This window comes from Psychroflexus planctonicus, from assembly GCF_014640195.1.
Lineage (GTDB): Bacteria > Bacteroidota > Bacteroidia > Flavobacteriales > Flavobacteriaceae > Psychroflexus > Psychroflexus planctonicus.
The window spans coordinates 109,508-123,473 of sequence record NZ_BMGM01000004.1 but is presented as its reverse complement, the minus strand read 5'-3'; the positions used below and the strand labels follow the sequence as shown (position 1 = coordinate 123,473).

Below are 13,966 nucleotides of genomic sequence, written 5' to 3'. Positions count from 1 at the left end.
TTTAAATATATGAGTAAATGGATTGGCTTTCTAATTGCTTGTATCCTGTACTTGTTAAGGTTATTAATTTAGTTTTTGTTTTTGCCTTATAAGATTTAAATAGCTGTACATTTTCATTGAACAATTCTTGTTCTTTCTCGCTTATGTTTCCACTGTAAGCATCATAGCCTACTACAAATAATTCAGTAATCCCTAACTCCAAGGCTGTTTGCAAAGCAATTGTGGTGTGTGAATCTTTGAATTCATTTGTAAAATTAACATCTTGTAATTCAAAAGCGTTATTTTCTAATGCTTTAGGTATATATGTCCCCATTTTTCTTGGGAAAGGAGGTAAAATACATTTGCCTTCAATCTTTCGTTCTCCAAATACTTCTTCCATACGGTGACCTTCGTTACCTACTAAACAAAAGATTTGCTCATTAGGAACTTTTGTAAAACTCAACGCATTTTTAGAACTAGCATGAATTACTAAAACATCAGGATTTTGGATTAGAAATTGATCAATAGCAGCTGAATGTTCTACAGGACTTGGTCCGCCACCAACAATTAAAGCCCGTTGGTACTTGGTTTCATTTGTGGCCAGTTTTGGTAAAGCAATATTGTCTTCTTTACCTTGGCTTTGGTTGTTTAATGCTCTAATAATGGAATTAAACGAATAGTAGCGTTTACTCACCCATTCCATGACTTGCTTTTGTGGAAGTGAGTTGGCACCTGAAACCATATAGGGTAAATTCGTACCCCATTCGTGTTCTTTTTGCAGTTTGGTAAAAGCATCTACCACTTTGCTTAATTCATTGTAATCAAACTCAAGTTTTCCTTTGGCTTGTAAAGCGGTAAGCAATAATTCTGTTTTTAAGTTTCCTGCGCCGCGTCCCATTCCAGTAATGGTCGCATCTACAAAATCCACTCCTTCTTCAATAGCAACAAGTGTATTGGCTAATGCCATTTCTAAGTTGTTATGCCCATGAAAACCCAGCTTTACCTTGGTTTTGGATCGGACAAGCGCAATGGTTTCACTTACATCTTCTGGGTAAACTCCACCAAAGGAATCTACCATATAAAAATAATCGGCTATGCCATCTACTTGCGGCAGTAAGTCAATAAAATCTCGCTCTTCTTTCCATGTAGACATGTACATCACGTTAAAAGCGACTTCAAAACCGAGTTCTTTTACTTTTTGTGCTAACACTAAAGCCCGTTTAAAGTTTTTTGGATCGATGGCCATGCGTACCATGGTTACTAAATCTTTTATAGGATTGAGTAATTCCTCAGCATCTTCAGCTCTTACGTCCTTTTCATTCAAAATGATAACTAGCTTCTTATTGGATTTTGCTTTTAAATCTTCCAATACGGATATAGGGCAATAAAAATACTTACCTAAATATCCTGGCATGGCTTGAGAACGGTAACCTACTTCTAAATATTCAACTGGTAAATGATTGAAAGCCTTTAAATAAGTATCGACTAAGTTGGTATCAAAATCCCAGTTGGTGTAATAACCCCCGTCTCTTATAGTACAATCGAGTATTTTCATTGATTTGTTGTTTCAGTATTATTTTTAAAAAAGGAATAATTAAAAATATGTGAATATTTATTTTGGCACTCTCCAAAAAAATCACTCATTCTTTTTTTATTATGATCCCTAAATGCAACATGATTAGATGCTGTAGATCTTCCATCAAAGTGTTTATTACCGCCTTCACCAGCGTCAATGCCAAAAACTTTCATCGTTCTATTTTCTTGTGAAGATAACCAAACTCCATAGGCATAAATTAATTCTCCACTATTAGAAGCGCTTCTTTTAATTTTATTGATTTCAAAAAAATCACTCATTTGATTTCCATAATTTACCCTATTTTCAGTAAATAAATTTTCATTATCAGTAATTATAACAGGAAAAGAATAGTAGCGCCTTCCTAAGTAAGATTTTAATAACTTTATAGAATGAGCTCCAAAACCTTTACCATTTGAATGTGTGTTGATATCGATGATTACTGCCAGAGGCTTAAACTTTAATCCAAACATCAAAAATTTATGTAAGTACCCCAAGTCTTTGATAATATGAATAAATCTAGCATGTTTATGCAACATGAGGTATGAAGAGTTTGTTGTAATAATTAAATCATCTTTTTCATGCCTATACTTTTTTGCTGAGGGTCCAGAAGCAAGAACTACAAGAGACTTGCTCTTTTTAATTTCCTCAGACAAATCAAAATTACTATCCAGCTTTTTAGTTTTAAAAAACAATAAAAAAAACTTTAAGTGAATGCTCTTAATGTATTTATTGGTGTAAAATAATTTATCAAAAAAGTTCATTTATTTGGTTTTGATTAAATTTTTATACATCTCAACGTTCTGCTTCATTAGCACCTCTAAACTAAAGCGTTTTTTAACATCTTGAATAGCATTCTGACCCATTTGATGAGCTTCTTTACGATTTTGTAGCATATAGATGACTTGTTTGGCTAAATCACCAATAGCTAAAGGATTACACAATAATCCTGTTTCACCATGTTTTACCGCTTCTGGCCCCGGACCTAAATTGCTAGCTACAAAGGCTTTGCCCATGCTCAATACCTCTATCCAGGCTAAGGGCATGGCTTCCATGTGCGATGGATATGCACAAACTTCCGCTTTTTCTATTTCTTTGGGTATTTGTGTATTTTCTATAGGACCTAAAAAATGAATATCCTTTTTAACTTCATCTGGTATTTCAGTTTTTAAGTAAGCTAGATATGAATCTTGTGTGCCTCGAATTTTTGTATCTCGACCTGCTATGACGAGATGGGCTTCTGGTATAGCTTGTTTGATTTGGGGCATGGCTTTAACGAGTTGCCTTATGCCTTTTTTTTCGCAAATTGAACCTGCAAAAAAGATGCGCCCTTTTATCTCTTTAGATAAATCCGCTTTGTAAAACATGTCTAAGTTAGCGGGATTAAAAATTACTTCTCCACGTTTAGATTCAAAATCTAAAAATTTAGCCGTATGATTCAGCACATATTTACTTACACCTATGATATGGTCAGCTTTTTGGAAACTACGCTTTTCTTGATAAGCTTTCCAAGTTTCTACATCTCTATTTTCAGACTCTGCAAAGAAATGATGACCGCCATTCATTCGTATTAAATACTTTATTCCTTTTATTTTTTTTATAAATGCTAGGCCTAATTCGGTTGCTTCAACTACATCTATGGGTTGGTTTTGATGTAATCTTTTTATTGCATCATTTATTATTTTGTTACTGAAGTACCATCCCATTTTAGGTATTGATGAACGTTTGAATCGATAAATTTGTACTCCATTATCATTTTCTACTTCATCTTTTTCTATATAGTTTAATCCAATTATACTTACCAAAAAACCTTGCTTAACTAATCCTCTTGCTAAAACTCTTATAAATGTCCCTACTCCACCATGTGGAAAGCCTTCTTTTGGATATTCTGATGTTAAAAAAACAATGTGCATTTTTAGTTGTTTATAAGGTATTGATTAATTAAATGGCTTGATGATACACGAAGTTCTTTTGGAATAATTCGTTCACACCAGGTTTGCATATCTTCTTTTGTTTGTTGATGGTATTTACCCAAGTTCATGATAATTTCAGGTAAGTCTTTTTTATCATTCAACCAAATAACGGGTGTAAGCTCTCCCATACTTCTAAAATGTTGAAATTTATATACTCTTTTAATCGACCAATGTGAATTTGGTTTAACTTCATAATTTAGATAGATAGCAGGTTTATGATGCATACCAAAATCTAAAGCCATTGTTGAGCCTACATTAATGACAGCATCAGCGTGTTCGCATAAGCTCGATAGTATATTTAAATCTGTTTCTTTAGGATAAACATCAGACCAATTTGAAGACATCACCCAGTCTGCCCCTGTTTTTTTTATGATTTCAGGAAATTTATCAATAACCTTTTGGTATTTATCAAAGCCTTCTACAGGTACAGGCCTTAATAAAATTTGCCATTCAGTAGCTAGACCCGAACTGTATATTTCTTCAGCTATATCTTGTAAGTATTCCGGGTCAAAAGGCGAGGTAGTTTTATCATCACCACTAAAGCACAACCATTTTTTATTTAAGTCTAAATCATAAAATTCAGCCAACTTTTCTTTTGTCCATAAATAAGAGTCGTCATAATGAAACTGAAATTGTGGTGTACCTAGTATTTTTATTTGTTGATCTTTAATTTCAGGATAGTAGGTTGTTAATTCGTCTTTCATATAAGGACTCCAAACCAAATATTCATCTGCTCTCAGAGCTAATCTAGCCTTAGGTAAATTATCCCACGAATAGATAGCTGTAAGCGTTTTTATACCTGCATCTTTAGCTGCAGCAAAAATTGGTGCAGCAATCACAGCACGTTGATGTGTACAAAATAATTTAGTGGGTTTATGCTCTTTAAAATAATTATAATAATATTGATATAACTTTGAAGACCTTATAGCTTTTTGATATTGAATTTCTAAATTTTGAATTTGACCTTGAGAAATATAAAACTTCGAGCAGAATTCAACAATAGCATAAAATAATTTAAGTTTTAACGCATTTTTCTTAGGCATATAATTACTCAATATGCTTGAGTTAGTTTTTATTTTGGCATTATACTTTAATCGCACTAAATGTATAAGTTCACGGTAAAACTTTTCCTGAAAGCTTTCTTTATAAGTTGAAAGTTGTTGTAATTTTATTGATTCTTGCAAACAAAAATCAGTTATCGTATCAGGTTTAAAATTATGTAAAAGTGTGACTTCTAATCCAAAATCATCAAAGTCACTTGAATATATATAGTTTCTAATTCCTACGCCATCAGGCATTAGAATGTAAATCTTATTTTTCATTAAAGCCTAATTTACTGACACTTATCCATTGCCATATATGAAAACTTGAGTCTTGTTCTCCTTGTTGATATTTCTTCCATTCTTTTTGTAGTTGTTGCGTATCAAATAGAACTGCTAAATTACTTTTTTTAATGCTAATTATTGCATTTTCAACCATAGCACTTAGGTCTTCTGCTAGCCATTCACGTTGTGGTGTTTGTAAAGGTCTTTTAGGAGCAAAAGCCAGATTTTTACTATAATCGCTTAAAATTTCCCGGAGTAAGTATTTGCCTTGATTATTCCTTATTTTCATTTTTGTAGGTAATGAAAATGCATATTCAACTAAACGGTAATCTAAAAAAGGTTCGCGTAATTCGGTAGTTGATGCCATCGAAACCCGATCATTAAAGCGTAATGCTCTGGTTATCTTTGTATAAAACAAGTCGCGGTACTGTTTGTTCAATAAATCGTCATCAAAGGGTTTTGGGTATGTTGGTTTTTCAGCTTTGGCTAAAAAAGATTCCACTAGAACATTTGTTTTAAACGGACTTGCATTGGTTTGCCCTTGGATGGTACTATTGGAGTTATTTTGGTAGTAGTCATATCCTGCCCAGGCTTCATCCATTCCTTGTCCATCTAAAATCACTTTTATACCTTGCTTAGCCATAGTTTCAAATACTTTTGCATAAGCAATGGTAGGGACACCTCCATAGGGTTCATCTTGGATTTTACTCAGTTGTTGATGGCGCTCTTTTACCTCGTCCGCTGTTAAAAGAACTTTTTCTAGTTGGGTTTTGGTTTTTGTGACCATTTGTTCTACCCAAGGAAGCTCGTCGTAACGTTCATCGTTTGTATAAAAGGTAAATGCTTTAATGTCTTTTGCTTCTTCACGTTGATTTACCAAAGCTAGTAATAAGGAAGAATCTACTCCACCACTCAACGTAAAACCAACCGGTACATCAGATCTGAAACGCAATTGTATACTATCATGAAGTAGTAACTTATAGGCTTCTTTGGCTTCATTTTCAGTGATGTATTGAAGCTCTAGAATTTTTTTATTCGTTCTAGAAACAAAATCATACCACTGCTTGATTTCTATATCGCTCTTTTTTAACTTTATGAAGTGTCCTCCTGGTAATTGATTTATTTCTTCAAAAAAGCTTTCTTGGAGCATCCCATAGCTTCCGAAAGCTAAGTAATTAGCTAGAAGCTTTTCATTTAAATTGGTTTTAATCAGTTTCCGAATAGCTTTTATTTCGCTAGCAAAAATGAAGTTTTCTTCATCATGATAATAATAAAATGGCTTTACACCAAAGCGATCGCGAGCTGCAAGCAATTCTTTGGTTTCTGTATTCCAAAAAGCAAAGGCAAACATTCCATTGAAACGTTCCAAACAAGCTTCCCCCCATTGTAAAAATGCTTGGTACAAAACTTCCGTATCAGATTGTGTTGTAAAGGTGCATCCTTTTTGAATTAACTCGTTTCTTAATTCAATATAATTATAAATTTCACCATTATAGACCAACACCCAATGTGAATTTTCTTTTTGAAAAGGTTGATTGGATGCTTCTTGTAAATCGATGATGGACAATCGGTTATGCCCTAAAGCAACATCATCTTCTATCCATTGCTGTATAGCGTCATTGCCTCTATGGTAAAGCGCTTTTGTCATTTTTGTGATGTTTTCTTTATTGGCTTTTTGGCCTATGATACCGGATATACCGCACATAATTTTTTAAGTTTTTGATTGTTTGTTCTCGACTTCAAGAATTGTTTTGTCTTGTATAAATAATGTACTCTAAACTTCTCGACACTTCGACGGAGTTTATCCCGAAGGATTGAGGGGCTCAGTACTGGCAAACTCGAAGCTACTTCTCAACTTCGCTCGAAGCTGAACAAGTGATGATGTTTTTAATTCGGGCTTTCTTTGTTTGAAGTTCGATCCCTTCGACTATGCTCTGGACAAGCTTTGTCGAGAACCGTTTACACTCGAAGCTAATTCTCGACTCTACTTCGTCTTCGCTCAGTATAAACTACTTCTCGACTCCGCTCGAAGCTAAACATAAGAATATTTTCAAGAAGGATTAAGAAACTCGTAGCTAAACATTAGGTAAGCTTAGTTTTCTTTAGGTTTATTGCTAAAATGCGTCTCATTTTTACACTCTGCTAATTCTTTTAATCTATCCCAATTTGCATTGATCAGTGCTTCTTTTTTTGCTATGCTCCACTTTTTAATTTTACGTTCAAATTCGTAAGCTTGATTGACATCGTTAAATGCTTCATGAAAAACTAATTTTAATGGTTTTCTTTTAAAAGTGTATGAATCTGGGTTTTCTTCACTGTAACAATGCTCGTGCCATCGTCTACTAATGTTATTAGTCATTCCAGTATAATAGGTATTGTCAGTACAGTGGATGATGTAAACGTAATAGGTTTTCATTTTGATAGTGTGTGAGTGTGTGTTCCAGACTCTACTTCTTCTTTGCTCTGTATAAACTACTTCTCGACTCCGCTCGAAGCTAAAACATAATAAAAAATGTCTTAAGTTTAAGCTGTTTTGTTTGAAGTGCCAAAATGAGATTTTATGTAAAAATTGAAAAAATATTAAATAATATTCTATTCAAATTTAATTGATTTTGGAAACCATCTCCTCTGCCTTCTTCCAATCTTCCATTGTATCTATATTGACATACATCTTTGGGTTTGACTCGATGTAGGTTAAGTGTTCTCCAAAAAAACTCCCTTGTTTTATGAATTTTGTTTTGGTGATGTAAATGCTACCATCTCTAAAGTAGGCTTGAGGTAAATCTTGACGCCGTTTGATAATTTGCCTTTCACCTGTTGCAATGCTTAAGTTGTCATTTTTATCGGCTTCAAAAACCCAATGTGGATTGTATTCATGTGGCACTGGTAAAACGCTTACTAAAGCATCTACATCTGATTGTATAAACTTTTGAATAGCTTGGTCAATGAAACCCTTCGATCTAAAAGGCGATGTCACTTGCAACAAAATAACAGCATCAAAATATTCTCCTCTTTCTTCATAAAACTCTATCGCATGCTGAACCACTCCTAAACTACCCGACTGATCCTTTGCTAAATCTTCTGGTCGCTGAAAGGGAACTTCTAACCCACACGCCTTTCCAACTTGCATAATTTCTTCATCTTCAGTAGACAAAATTACTTTGCTAATTAAATTTGATGCTAGTGCAGCTTCTGCCGTATAAGCTAATAAGGGTTTACTACCCAATTTTTTGATGTTTTTTCTAGGAACGCCTTTGCTGCCGCCGCGGGCGGGAATTATTGCTAAAATATTCGGTGAACCGTGAACTGTGAACTGTGTGCTGTGCATTTTTGTTAATTGTGAAATGTGAGCTGTTATTTGTGAACCGTGATTTGTGAGCCGTGATTTGTGAGCTGGGAGCTGTGAACCGTGATTTGTGAAATGTGAGCTGTGATTCGTGGACTGTGATTCGTGAACTGTGATTTGTGAGCTGTGGGCTGTGAACCGTGTTTTGTGATTTGTGAGCTGATAGGCGTGAGCTGTGAACTGTGAGCCGTGATTCGTTAACTGTGATTTGTGAGCTGTGAGCCGTGATTTGTGAACTGTGAATAGAGCAAACGTATATAAGGACTAGCCACTATTCACGTGACACCATTCACTAATCACTAATCACTATTCACGAAACACTATTTACTAGTCACTAGTCACAAATCACTACTCACCATACAAAAGCAACAAATCGTTAAGCTATCTTTTTTTATTTTGTAAATATCGTTTCAACCCTATCATTAATTTACCTGAATCGGTAAGCAAAATTTCAAAATCATTGTTTCTTGAAAAGTATGACAGTCTTACGGCGATTTCATATTGAGTATCTAACTCTGCTAATGAACCTAAACTAATATCTAAAAATCTAATTAATTCTTTATCAGAACTTCGTCCACAACCCTCTGATATATTCGATGGTATAGAAATTGCTGATTTCAAAAATTGTTGCTTTAAAATAAAGTCTTCCCACTTAGGAAATTCTTTTGCAATTTCGTAAGCTTTGTCTACCAAGTCCATACTTTTATTCCAAGCGTCTAAATTTTTGTGTGTCATTTAATCAAATTTTAGTGGTTAAATCATTTTGTGATTTGTGAGACGTGAGCTGTGATTTGTGAGCTGTGATTTGTGAGCTGTGATTTGTGAGCTGTGAACTGTGAGCTGTGATTTGTGGACTGTGAACCGTGATTTGTGAGTCGTGGGCTGTGAACTGTGATTTGAGAGCTGTGGACTGTGAATTCATTTGTTAGTAAACTGTGAATTGTGAACTGTGATTTGTGGACTGTGAACCGTGATTTGTGAGTCGTGGGCTGTGAACTGTGATTTGAGAGCTGTGGACTGTGAATTCATTTGTTAGTAAACTGTGAATTGTGAACTGTGAGCCGTGGGCTGTGAATAGAGCAAACGTATATAAGGACTAGCCACTGGTTATGAGTAAGCATTCATCATCCACTAGTCACAAGTCACTATCAACTATTCACTATCGACTAATCACTAATAAACAATCGTCTTATGAAACTTCAATTCAACCTTTGCTAAAACAGCAGCTATCTTTTCTCCTGCATCGCCTTCACCGTAAATAGTGGCTGTTGTGGGTCTTGGGTTGGATTGGATTTGGTTCATGGCTTGGGTGATTTCTTGGGTACTGTAATTGACATCCATAACATTATTGCCACGCTGACGCCGATTTTGGCGACTTCCAATATTAATCACCGGAACACCCAAATAAGCGCATTCTCTTATTCCTACGGATGAATTCCCGATTAAGCCTTCAGATTGATCTAATAAATTTAAAAAATCATTGCCTTGCATGTTTTTAAAAAAATGCACATGCTCTACATCGTATTTTTCTCTAAAAGCGCGAATACCCGTAGATGTACCATCTGAACCTGCATCCACGTTTGGCCAAAACCACAACACAGGAACATCTGTTTGTTGGCGAATGGCTTCTAAAGTAGTTTCTACATGCTTTCGCGAGTTTTGATATTCGTTAGTAACTGGATGTTGCATGACTACCCAATAGCCCTTGCTTAAATCAGGTTGCGCGCCCACGCCACCATATTTTTCGTAGGGATTAAAATTCAGTTGGTTGAGTCCCTGAACTTCTTTGGCTAAATCTATGGATGGGCAGCCTGTATTGAACACCGAATTGGCTTCTTCTCCTAATTTCAATACGCGTTGTTCTGCATCTTGTGAAGCGACCAAATGGTAATCGGCTAGTTTGGTGATGCTGTGTCTTACTTTTTCATCGATATTGCCTGTGACTTCTCCGCCTTGAATGTGGGCTAAAGGAATGTTCATATACGAAGCGGCAATGGCCGTTGCCATGGTTTCAAATCGGTCGGCTACCGTAACCACGATATCGGGTTGAAGATTTTCAAACACACTAGACAACTCTAAAATACCTATGCCAGTAGTCTTTGCTGCTGCGGTTAAGTTTTCGCCTTCTAAGACATTAAATACCTTAGCATCGATATGAAAACCATCTGCTTTAATATAATTCACAGCTGTACCATAACGCTCCAACAAAGCTGAAGCTGCCACGACCAATTGCAACTCCAAATTAGGATGCTTTTGGATGGCTTTTAAAGCGGTTTTAATTCTGGAATAGGATGGGCGTGCGGTTACTACTACGCAGATTTTTCTCATTAGGTTAATGTTTTTTTTAAGCTATTAATCCATTCTTCTGGTCTAACATACGTTCTAGCTTTTTTATTAGGAATAAGTTCATTTATTGAGCCTTCTTGATAAGACTTATAAATAATCACCAATTTTTTATATATCTCTCCAACATCTCCGTTTTCTACTAGTAAAGGATAATTTTCTCCAAGTATTCTTGTTGTTTCTGATTGTTTTGGAGTAAGCGCTAAAATAGGTTTATCAGCGACTAAATAATCTGCCAATTTTCCAGGCATAAAAGGAGAAACATCAGATACGGCTTCTAAAAGAAGTAAAACATCAGCATTTTTCTGGATTTCCAGACTTTCTTGATAAGTATATCGATGACTATGGATGTGCACATTTTCGGCTACTAAATTCTCTTCACTCCACTCCTTTGTCATTTTACCTACAATATGTAGTTTTACTATGGATCTGGATTCTGGATGTTTTTCAAATAATAGCTTGAGAGCTTCTATTAAAAAGGTTGGCGTTCTTGGACCTAAAAGCGTGCCTGTATGAATAATATTAATACCATCTGGATAAACTGGTAATTTTTTAGTTTTTATATTTGGCAAAATAGTCCATAATTCATTTATATTTAAACCTAAATGTGGTTGTATTATTTGTTTCTGGATAGGCAAATTATAAAATTGAGCCATCCATTCCTGTAAACGTAGAGAAGGAAACGAAATTATGTCTGCTTTGGATAAAGCCTTACCAAAAAGCTTTGCTTGAACTTTATATAAATACGTTGATTTTTTTTTGTAAGGCGGTGGATATTGATGCGAGGGATAGGGATCATGGACAAACATGATGTAATTACCATACAACGTTTTATCTATATTAAGCATTGCATAAGCAGGAACAAAACTTAAACCAGACCCTAAGCTTACAATCAGACTGTAATTCTTTTTATCTAGTTTACTCTTAATGACTTGAGTCCAGTCTTCAATAATACGTCTAGCAGTAAAATTTAAGCCATTTAAATAAGCTGGTAGGGCTGCTATCTTTGGTATTTTTTCTAATAGCATCTTTGAGGAGTTTGTGAATTTCGTATAATTAACTCCTTCTATTTGTTTAAACTGATTTAAAGGTGTGGAAGTGATAACATCCACATGATTAAAATATCTTTGATACATTAAAATATTTTTATTACTCGTTATACCAGAAGAAGTCCGATTTACTTCTAAATTTTCGGCTAATACTAAAATCTTCATCTAGTTAAAATATAGTTGATTATTTTTTCAGAAGCATCTCCCTGACCGTAAGGATTATCTTGCTTTTTTAGGACTTTAGGATGATTTAGATAAAACAAAGCCCTTTCTGTAATTTTATCTGCATTGGTGCCAACCAATTCAGCAAAACCTTGTTCTATGCCTTCCATGCGCTCTGATGTTGCTCGAGTCACCAAAACCATTTTACCCAAACTCGGGGCTTCTTCTTGGATACCTCCAGAATCTGAAATGATTAATTCACAAGCATTTAACAAACCTAACATTACAGGATATTCTACTGGAGGTATAAGATGGATATTGTTTAAGTGCCCGAGTTCTTTATGCACGACATCTTTTACATTAGGATTAAGATGTACGGGATATATAATCTCTACATCATGCTGTTTGGCAATATTTTTTAGCGCATGGCAAAGCTGTAAAAATCCTTCTCCAAAATTTTCTCTTCGATGTCCTGTGACTAATATGAGTTTTTTTTGTGGTTTGAGCTCATTTAGTAGTTTTTTTAGGTATTCAGGATGTTTTTGTTTTGCTAGCTTTAAACCCATTTGTAAAGCATCTACCACAGTATTTCCTGTAATTAAAACTTCTTCATTTTTTACACCTTCATTCATCAAGCAGTTGTAGGCTTTTTGGGTAGGTGCAAAATGTGCATTGGCAATTCTACCAGTAAGTTGACGATTGATTTCTTCTGGAAATGGCGAATATTTATTGTAGGTGCGCAAACCAGCCTCAACGTGACCGACTTTAATTCCTAGATGAAAAGCGGCTAAAGCGACCATACTGGAGGTTGTGGTATCGCCATGGACTAAAACCCAGTCGGGTTGTTCTGCAACCAATACAGCATCCATTTTCTCAATAATTCTTGCTGAAAGTTGATTAAGCGATTGATTAGCTTGCATCAAGTCTAAGTCTATATCAGGTGTGATTTCAAAAAAATCTAAGACTTGGTCAAGCATTTCTCTATGTTGTGCTGTTACACAAACTCTAGTGTTAATAGATTGATGACTCAGGCAAGCTTTAACCACAGGAGCCATTTTAATGGCTTCAGGCCTTGTGCCGAAACATATTAGTATTTTCATAATTTATTAATAATTTTATTAAAATCACTTTTTAAATCTAAAACTATCTTTTTTTTCATCATCGATTCGTATTAATATTTTTAAACCTTTAAATTACTCTTAGCATATTTCTTGATAAAAATATCAAGATATCAAATATTTATTGGTAATAACCAAAATCCTTTAATCCCAAATTAAATTCATCATCTAGTTTTTTGTTCTCGGATTTGTAACGCTCTAAAATTAATTCTGAAAATTCTTTAGTTAGAATAATTTCCTTAGCTCTTTTAATATTCGATAATGCCGGAAAATATATCACGCTTTTACCAAAAATTGTCTTAAACACACGATGAGGCCTTAACTGGATTTTAGGTTTGTAGGCATTAGACATTGGCCGTAATTTCCAAGTATTTGAACCTGAAGACCGCACATTTTCACTCTTGAATGAAAGTGAACTAGGAACTTCACAATTTATAGCTTTACAACACTCTTTTGTAAAAAAACTTGGATTTGATTTTAGTAACTCATAAGGTAAAACTTTAACAGAATCTTTACCTAAAACATTCTGAATTTTTTAAACTAAAGTATAGTAGTCTAACCGAATTCCTACACCGTCATTACAAGCACTGAAAGGATCAATACGATTTAAAATATACTCCCTAAAATGTTTTTGTGAAACTCGCTTATGGGTATTCGATACTTCGGCATAGCAGGATGAAATCCATGTATCCTGGCGACGAATAATCATTAATATTTTAAGGTTGTGGCTTTTATAAATTCGCTTTTTAAGTTCGTGCAAGTGTTGTGCTATACGAAAAGGGTCATTCGCTTCAACAAAGTGTTCATCGGAAACTAATATATCTGATTTTTCAAAACTATTTAAACCTAAGTTGTTTAATAATACATCACCAAAATTTTTCCAAACAACCGGTGAACTTCGCATGAAACGACCAAAGGTAGACTTTTGGTTTCTGTATTCTTTTAAAATATTATATTTAGGCTTGTAATGGTATGTGATATTTTCAAGTTCAGGAAAAACTTTTTTTTGTAAATAGGTTGAACCTGTTTTAGGATTTCCAATATGTAAATAAAGACATGGCTTAATAGTTGTTTTACTCATAGATTTTAAATTTGTCC

General features: G+C 34.6%; 13 protein-coding genes. All 13 read right to left on the bottom strand.

All coding sequences use genetic code 11. From position 1 onward, the window contains the following. Position 1: 1 nt before the first annotated feature. Positions 2–1,534: an aldolase catalytic domain-containing protein gene (locus IEV72_RS05470; protein WP_188458089.1), complete on the bottom strand. Its 1,533-nt coding sequence runs from the start codon at positions 1,532–1,534 to the stop codon at positions 2–4. After that, entirely contained in the window at positions 1,531–2,316 is a 786-nt protein-coding gene (locus IEV72_RS05465) for a hypothetical protein (protein WP_188458088.1), read from the bottom strand. Before IEV72_RS05465 ends, IEV72_RS05470 begins: the two co-directional genes overlap by 4 nt. Further along, the gene (locus tag IEV72_RS05460) at positions 2,317–3,465 is read right to left on the bottom strand and encodes a glycosyltransferase family 4 protein (protein WP_188458087.1); all 1,149 of its coding nucleotides are present in this window, start codon (positions 3,463–3,465) and stop codon (positions 2,317–2,319) included. Positions 3,466–3,467: 2 nt separating this feature from the next. Then, positions 3,468–4,847, bottom strand: coding sequence for a hypothetical protein (locus tag IEV72_RS05455; protein WP_188458086.1), 1,380 nt, complete (start codon positions 4,845–4,847; stop codon positions 3,468–3,470). Next, positions 4,837–6,555: an asparagine synthase (glutamine-hydrolyzing) gene (gene asnB, locus IEV72_RS05450; protein WP_188458085.1), complete on the bottom strand. Its 1,719-nt coding sequence runs from the start codon at positions 6,553–6,555 to the stop codon at positions 4,837–4,839. Before asnB ends, IEV72_RS05455 begins: the two co-directional genes overlap by 11 nt. A gap of 387 nt (positions 6,556–6,942) precedes the next feature. Further along, positions 6,943–7,266 carry a GIY-YIG nuclease family protein gene (locus tag IEV72_RS05445; protein ID WP_188458084.1) on the bottom strand — a complete coding sequence of 108 codons (324 nt, stop codon included), beginning with the start codon at positions 7,264–7,266 and terminating at the stop codon, positions 6,943–6,945. Between the two features lie 186 nt (positions 7,267–7,452). Then, positions 7,453–8,178: an acylneuraminate cytidylyltransferase family protein gene (locus IEV72_RS05440; protein WP_188458083.1), complete on the bottom strand. Its 726-nt coding sequence runs from the start codon at positions 8,176–8,178 to the stop codon at positions 7,453–7,455. 399 nt (positions 8,179–8,577) lie between these two features. Continuing rightward, on the bottom strand, positions 8,578–8,931 hold the full coding sequence (locus IEV72_RS05435) for a four helix bundle protein (protein WP_188458082.1): 354 nt from the start codon (positions 8,929–8,931) through the stop codon (positions 8,578–8,580). Positions 8,932–9,369: 438 nt separating this feature from the next. Then, positions 9,370–10,524 carry a UDP-N-acetylglucosamine 2-epimerase gene (neuC, locus tag IEV72_RS05430; protein ID WP_373283990.1) on the bottom strand — a complete coding sequence of 385 codons (1,155 nt, stop codon included), beginning with the start codon at positions 10,522–10,524 and terminating at the stop codon, positions 9,370–9,372. Beyond that, a complete protein-coding gene (locus tag IEV72_RS05425) occupies positions 10,524–11,753 on the bottom strand; it encodes a glycosyltransferase family protein (RefSeq protein ID WP_188458081.1) in 1,230 nt (409 codons plus the stop codon). The genes neuC and IEV72_RS05425 overlap by 1 nt, the downstream gene beginning before the upstream one ends. Further along, positions 11,750–12,850, bottom strand: coding sequence for a non-hydrolyzing UDP-N-acetylglucosamine 2-epimerase (gene wecB / locus IEV72_RS05420; protein ID WP_188458080.1), 1,101 nt, complete (start codon positions 12,848–12,850; stop codon positions 11,750–11,752). Before wecB ends, IEV72_RS05425 begins: the two co-directional genes overlap by 4 nt. 139 nt (positions 12,851–12,989) lie before the next feature. After that, positions 12,990–13,220, bottom strand: coding sequence for a hypothetical protein (locus IEV72_RS05415; protein ID WP_188458079.1), 231 nt, complete (start codon positions 13,218–13,220; stop codon positions 12,990–12,992). A gap of 183 nt (positions 13,221–13,403) precedes the next feature. After that, positions 13,404–13,949 carry a hypothetical protein gene (locus tag IEV72_RS05410; protein ID WP_188458078.1) on the bottom strand — a complete coding sequence of 182 codons (546 nt, stop codon included), beginning with the start codon at positions 13,947–13,949 and terminating at the stop codon, positions 13,404–13,406. Positions 13,950–13,966: the final 17 nt, after the last annotated feature.

What these genes read in the sequence shown, in the direction of transcription:
- IEV72_RS05440 (WP_188458083.1), bottom strand. Translation starts at nt 8,178, where the DNA reads ATGCACAGCACACAGTTCACAGTTCACGGTTCACCGAATATTTTAGCA.
- IEV72_RS05425 (WP_188458081.1), bottom strand. Translation starts at nt 11,753, where the DNA reads ATGAAGATTTTAGTATTAGCCGAAAATTTAGAAGTAAATCGGACTTCT.
- IEV72_RS05460 (WP_188458087.1), bottom strand. Translation starts at nt 3,465, where the DNA reads ATGCACATTGTTTTTTTAACATCAGAATATCCAAAAGAAGGCTTTCCA.
- asnB (WP_188458085.1), bottom strand. Translation starts at nt 6,555, where the DNA reads ATGTGCGGTATATCCGGTATCATAGGCCAAAAAGCCAATAAAGAAAAC.
- neuC (WP_373283990.1), bottom strand. Translation starts at nt 10,524, where the DNA reads ATGAGAAAAATCTGCGTAGTAGTAACCGCACGCCCATCCTATTCCAGA.
- IEV72_RS05410 (WP_188458078.1), bottom strand. Translation starts at nt 13,949, where the DNA reads ATGAGTAAAACAACTATTAAGCCATGTCTTTATTTACATATTGGAAAT.
- wecB (WP_188458080.1), bottom strand. Translation starts at nt 12,850, where the DNA reads ATGAAAATACTAATATGTTTCGGCACAAGGCCTGAAGCCATTAAAATG.
- IEV72_RS05470 (WP_188458089.1), bottom strand. Translation starts at nt 1,534, where the DNA reads ATGAAAATACTCGATTGTACTATAAGAGACGGGGGTTATTACACCAAC.
- IEV72_RS05445 (WP_188458084.1), bottom strand. Translation starts at nt 7,266, where the DNA reads ATGAAAACCTATTACGTTTACATCATCCACTGTACTGACAATACCTAT.
- IEV72_RS05455 (WP_188458086.1), bottom strand. Translation starts at nt 4,847, where the DNA reads ATGAAAAATAAGATTTACATTCTAATGCCTGATGGCGTAGGAATTAGA.
- IEV72_RS05465 (WP_188458088.1), bottom strand. Translation starts at nt 2,316, where the DNA reads ATGAACTTTTTTGATAAATTATTTTACACCAATAAATACATTAAGAGC.
- IEV72_RS05435 (WP_188458082.1), bottom strand. Translation starts at nt 8,931, where the DNA reads ATGACACACAAAAATTTAGACGCTTGGAATAAAAGTATGGACTTGGTA.
- IEV72_RS05415 (WP_188458079.1), bottom strand. Translation starts at nt 13,220, where the DNA reads ATGTCTAATGCCTACAAACCTAAAATCCAGTTAAGGCCTCATCGTGTG.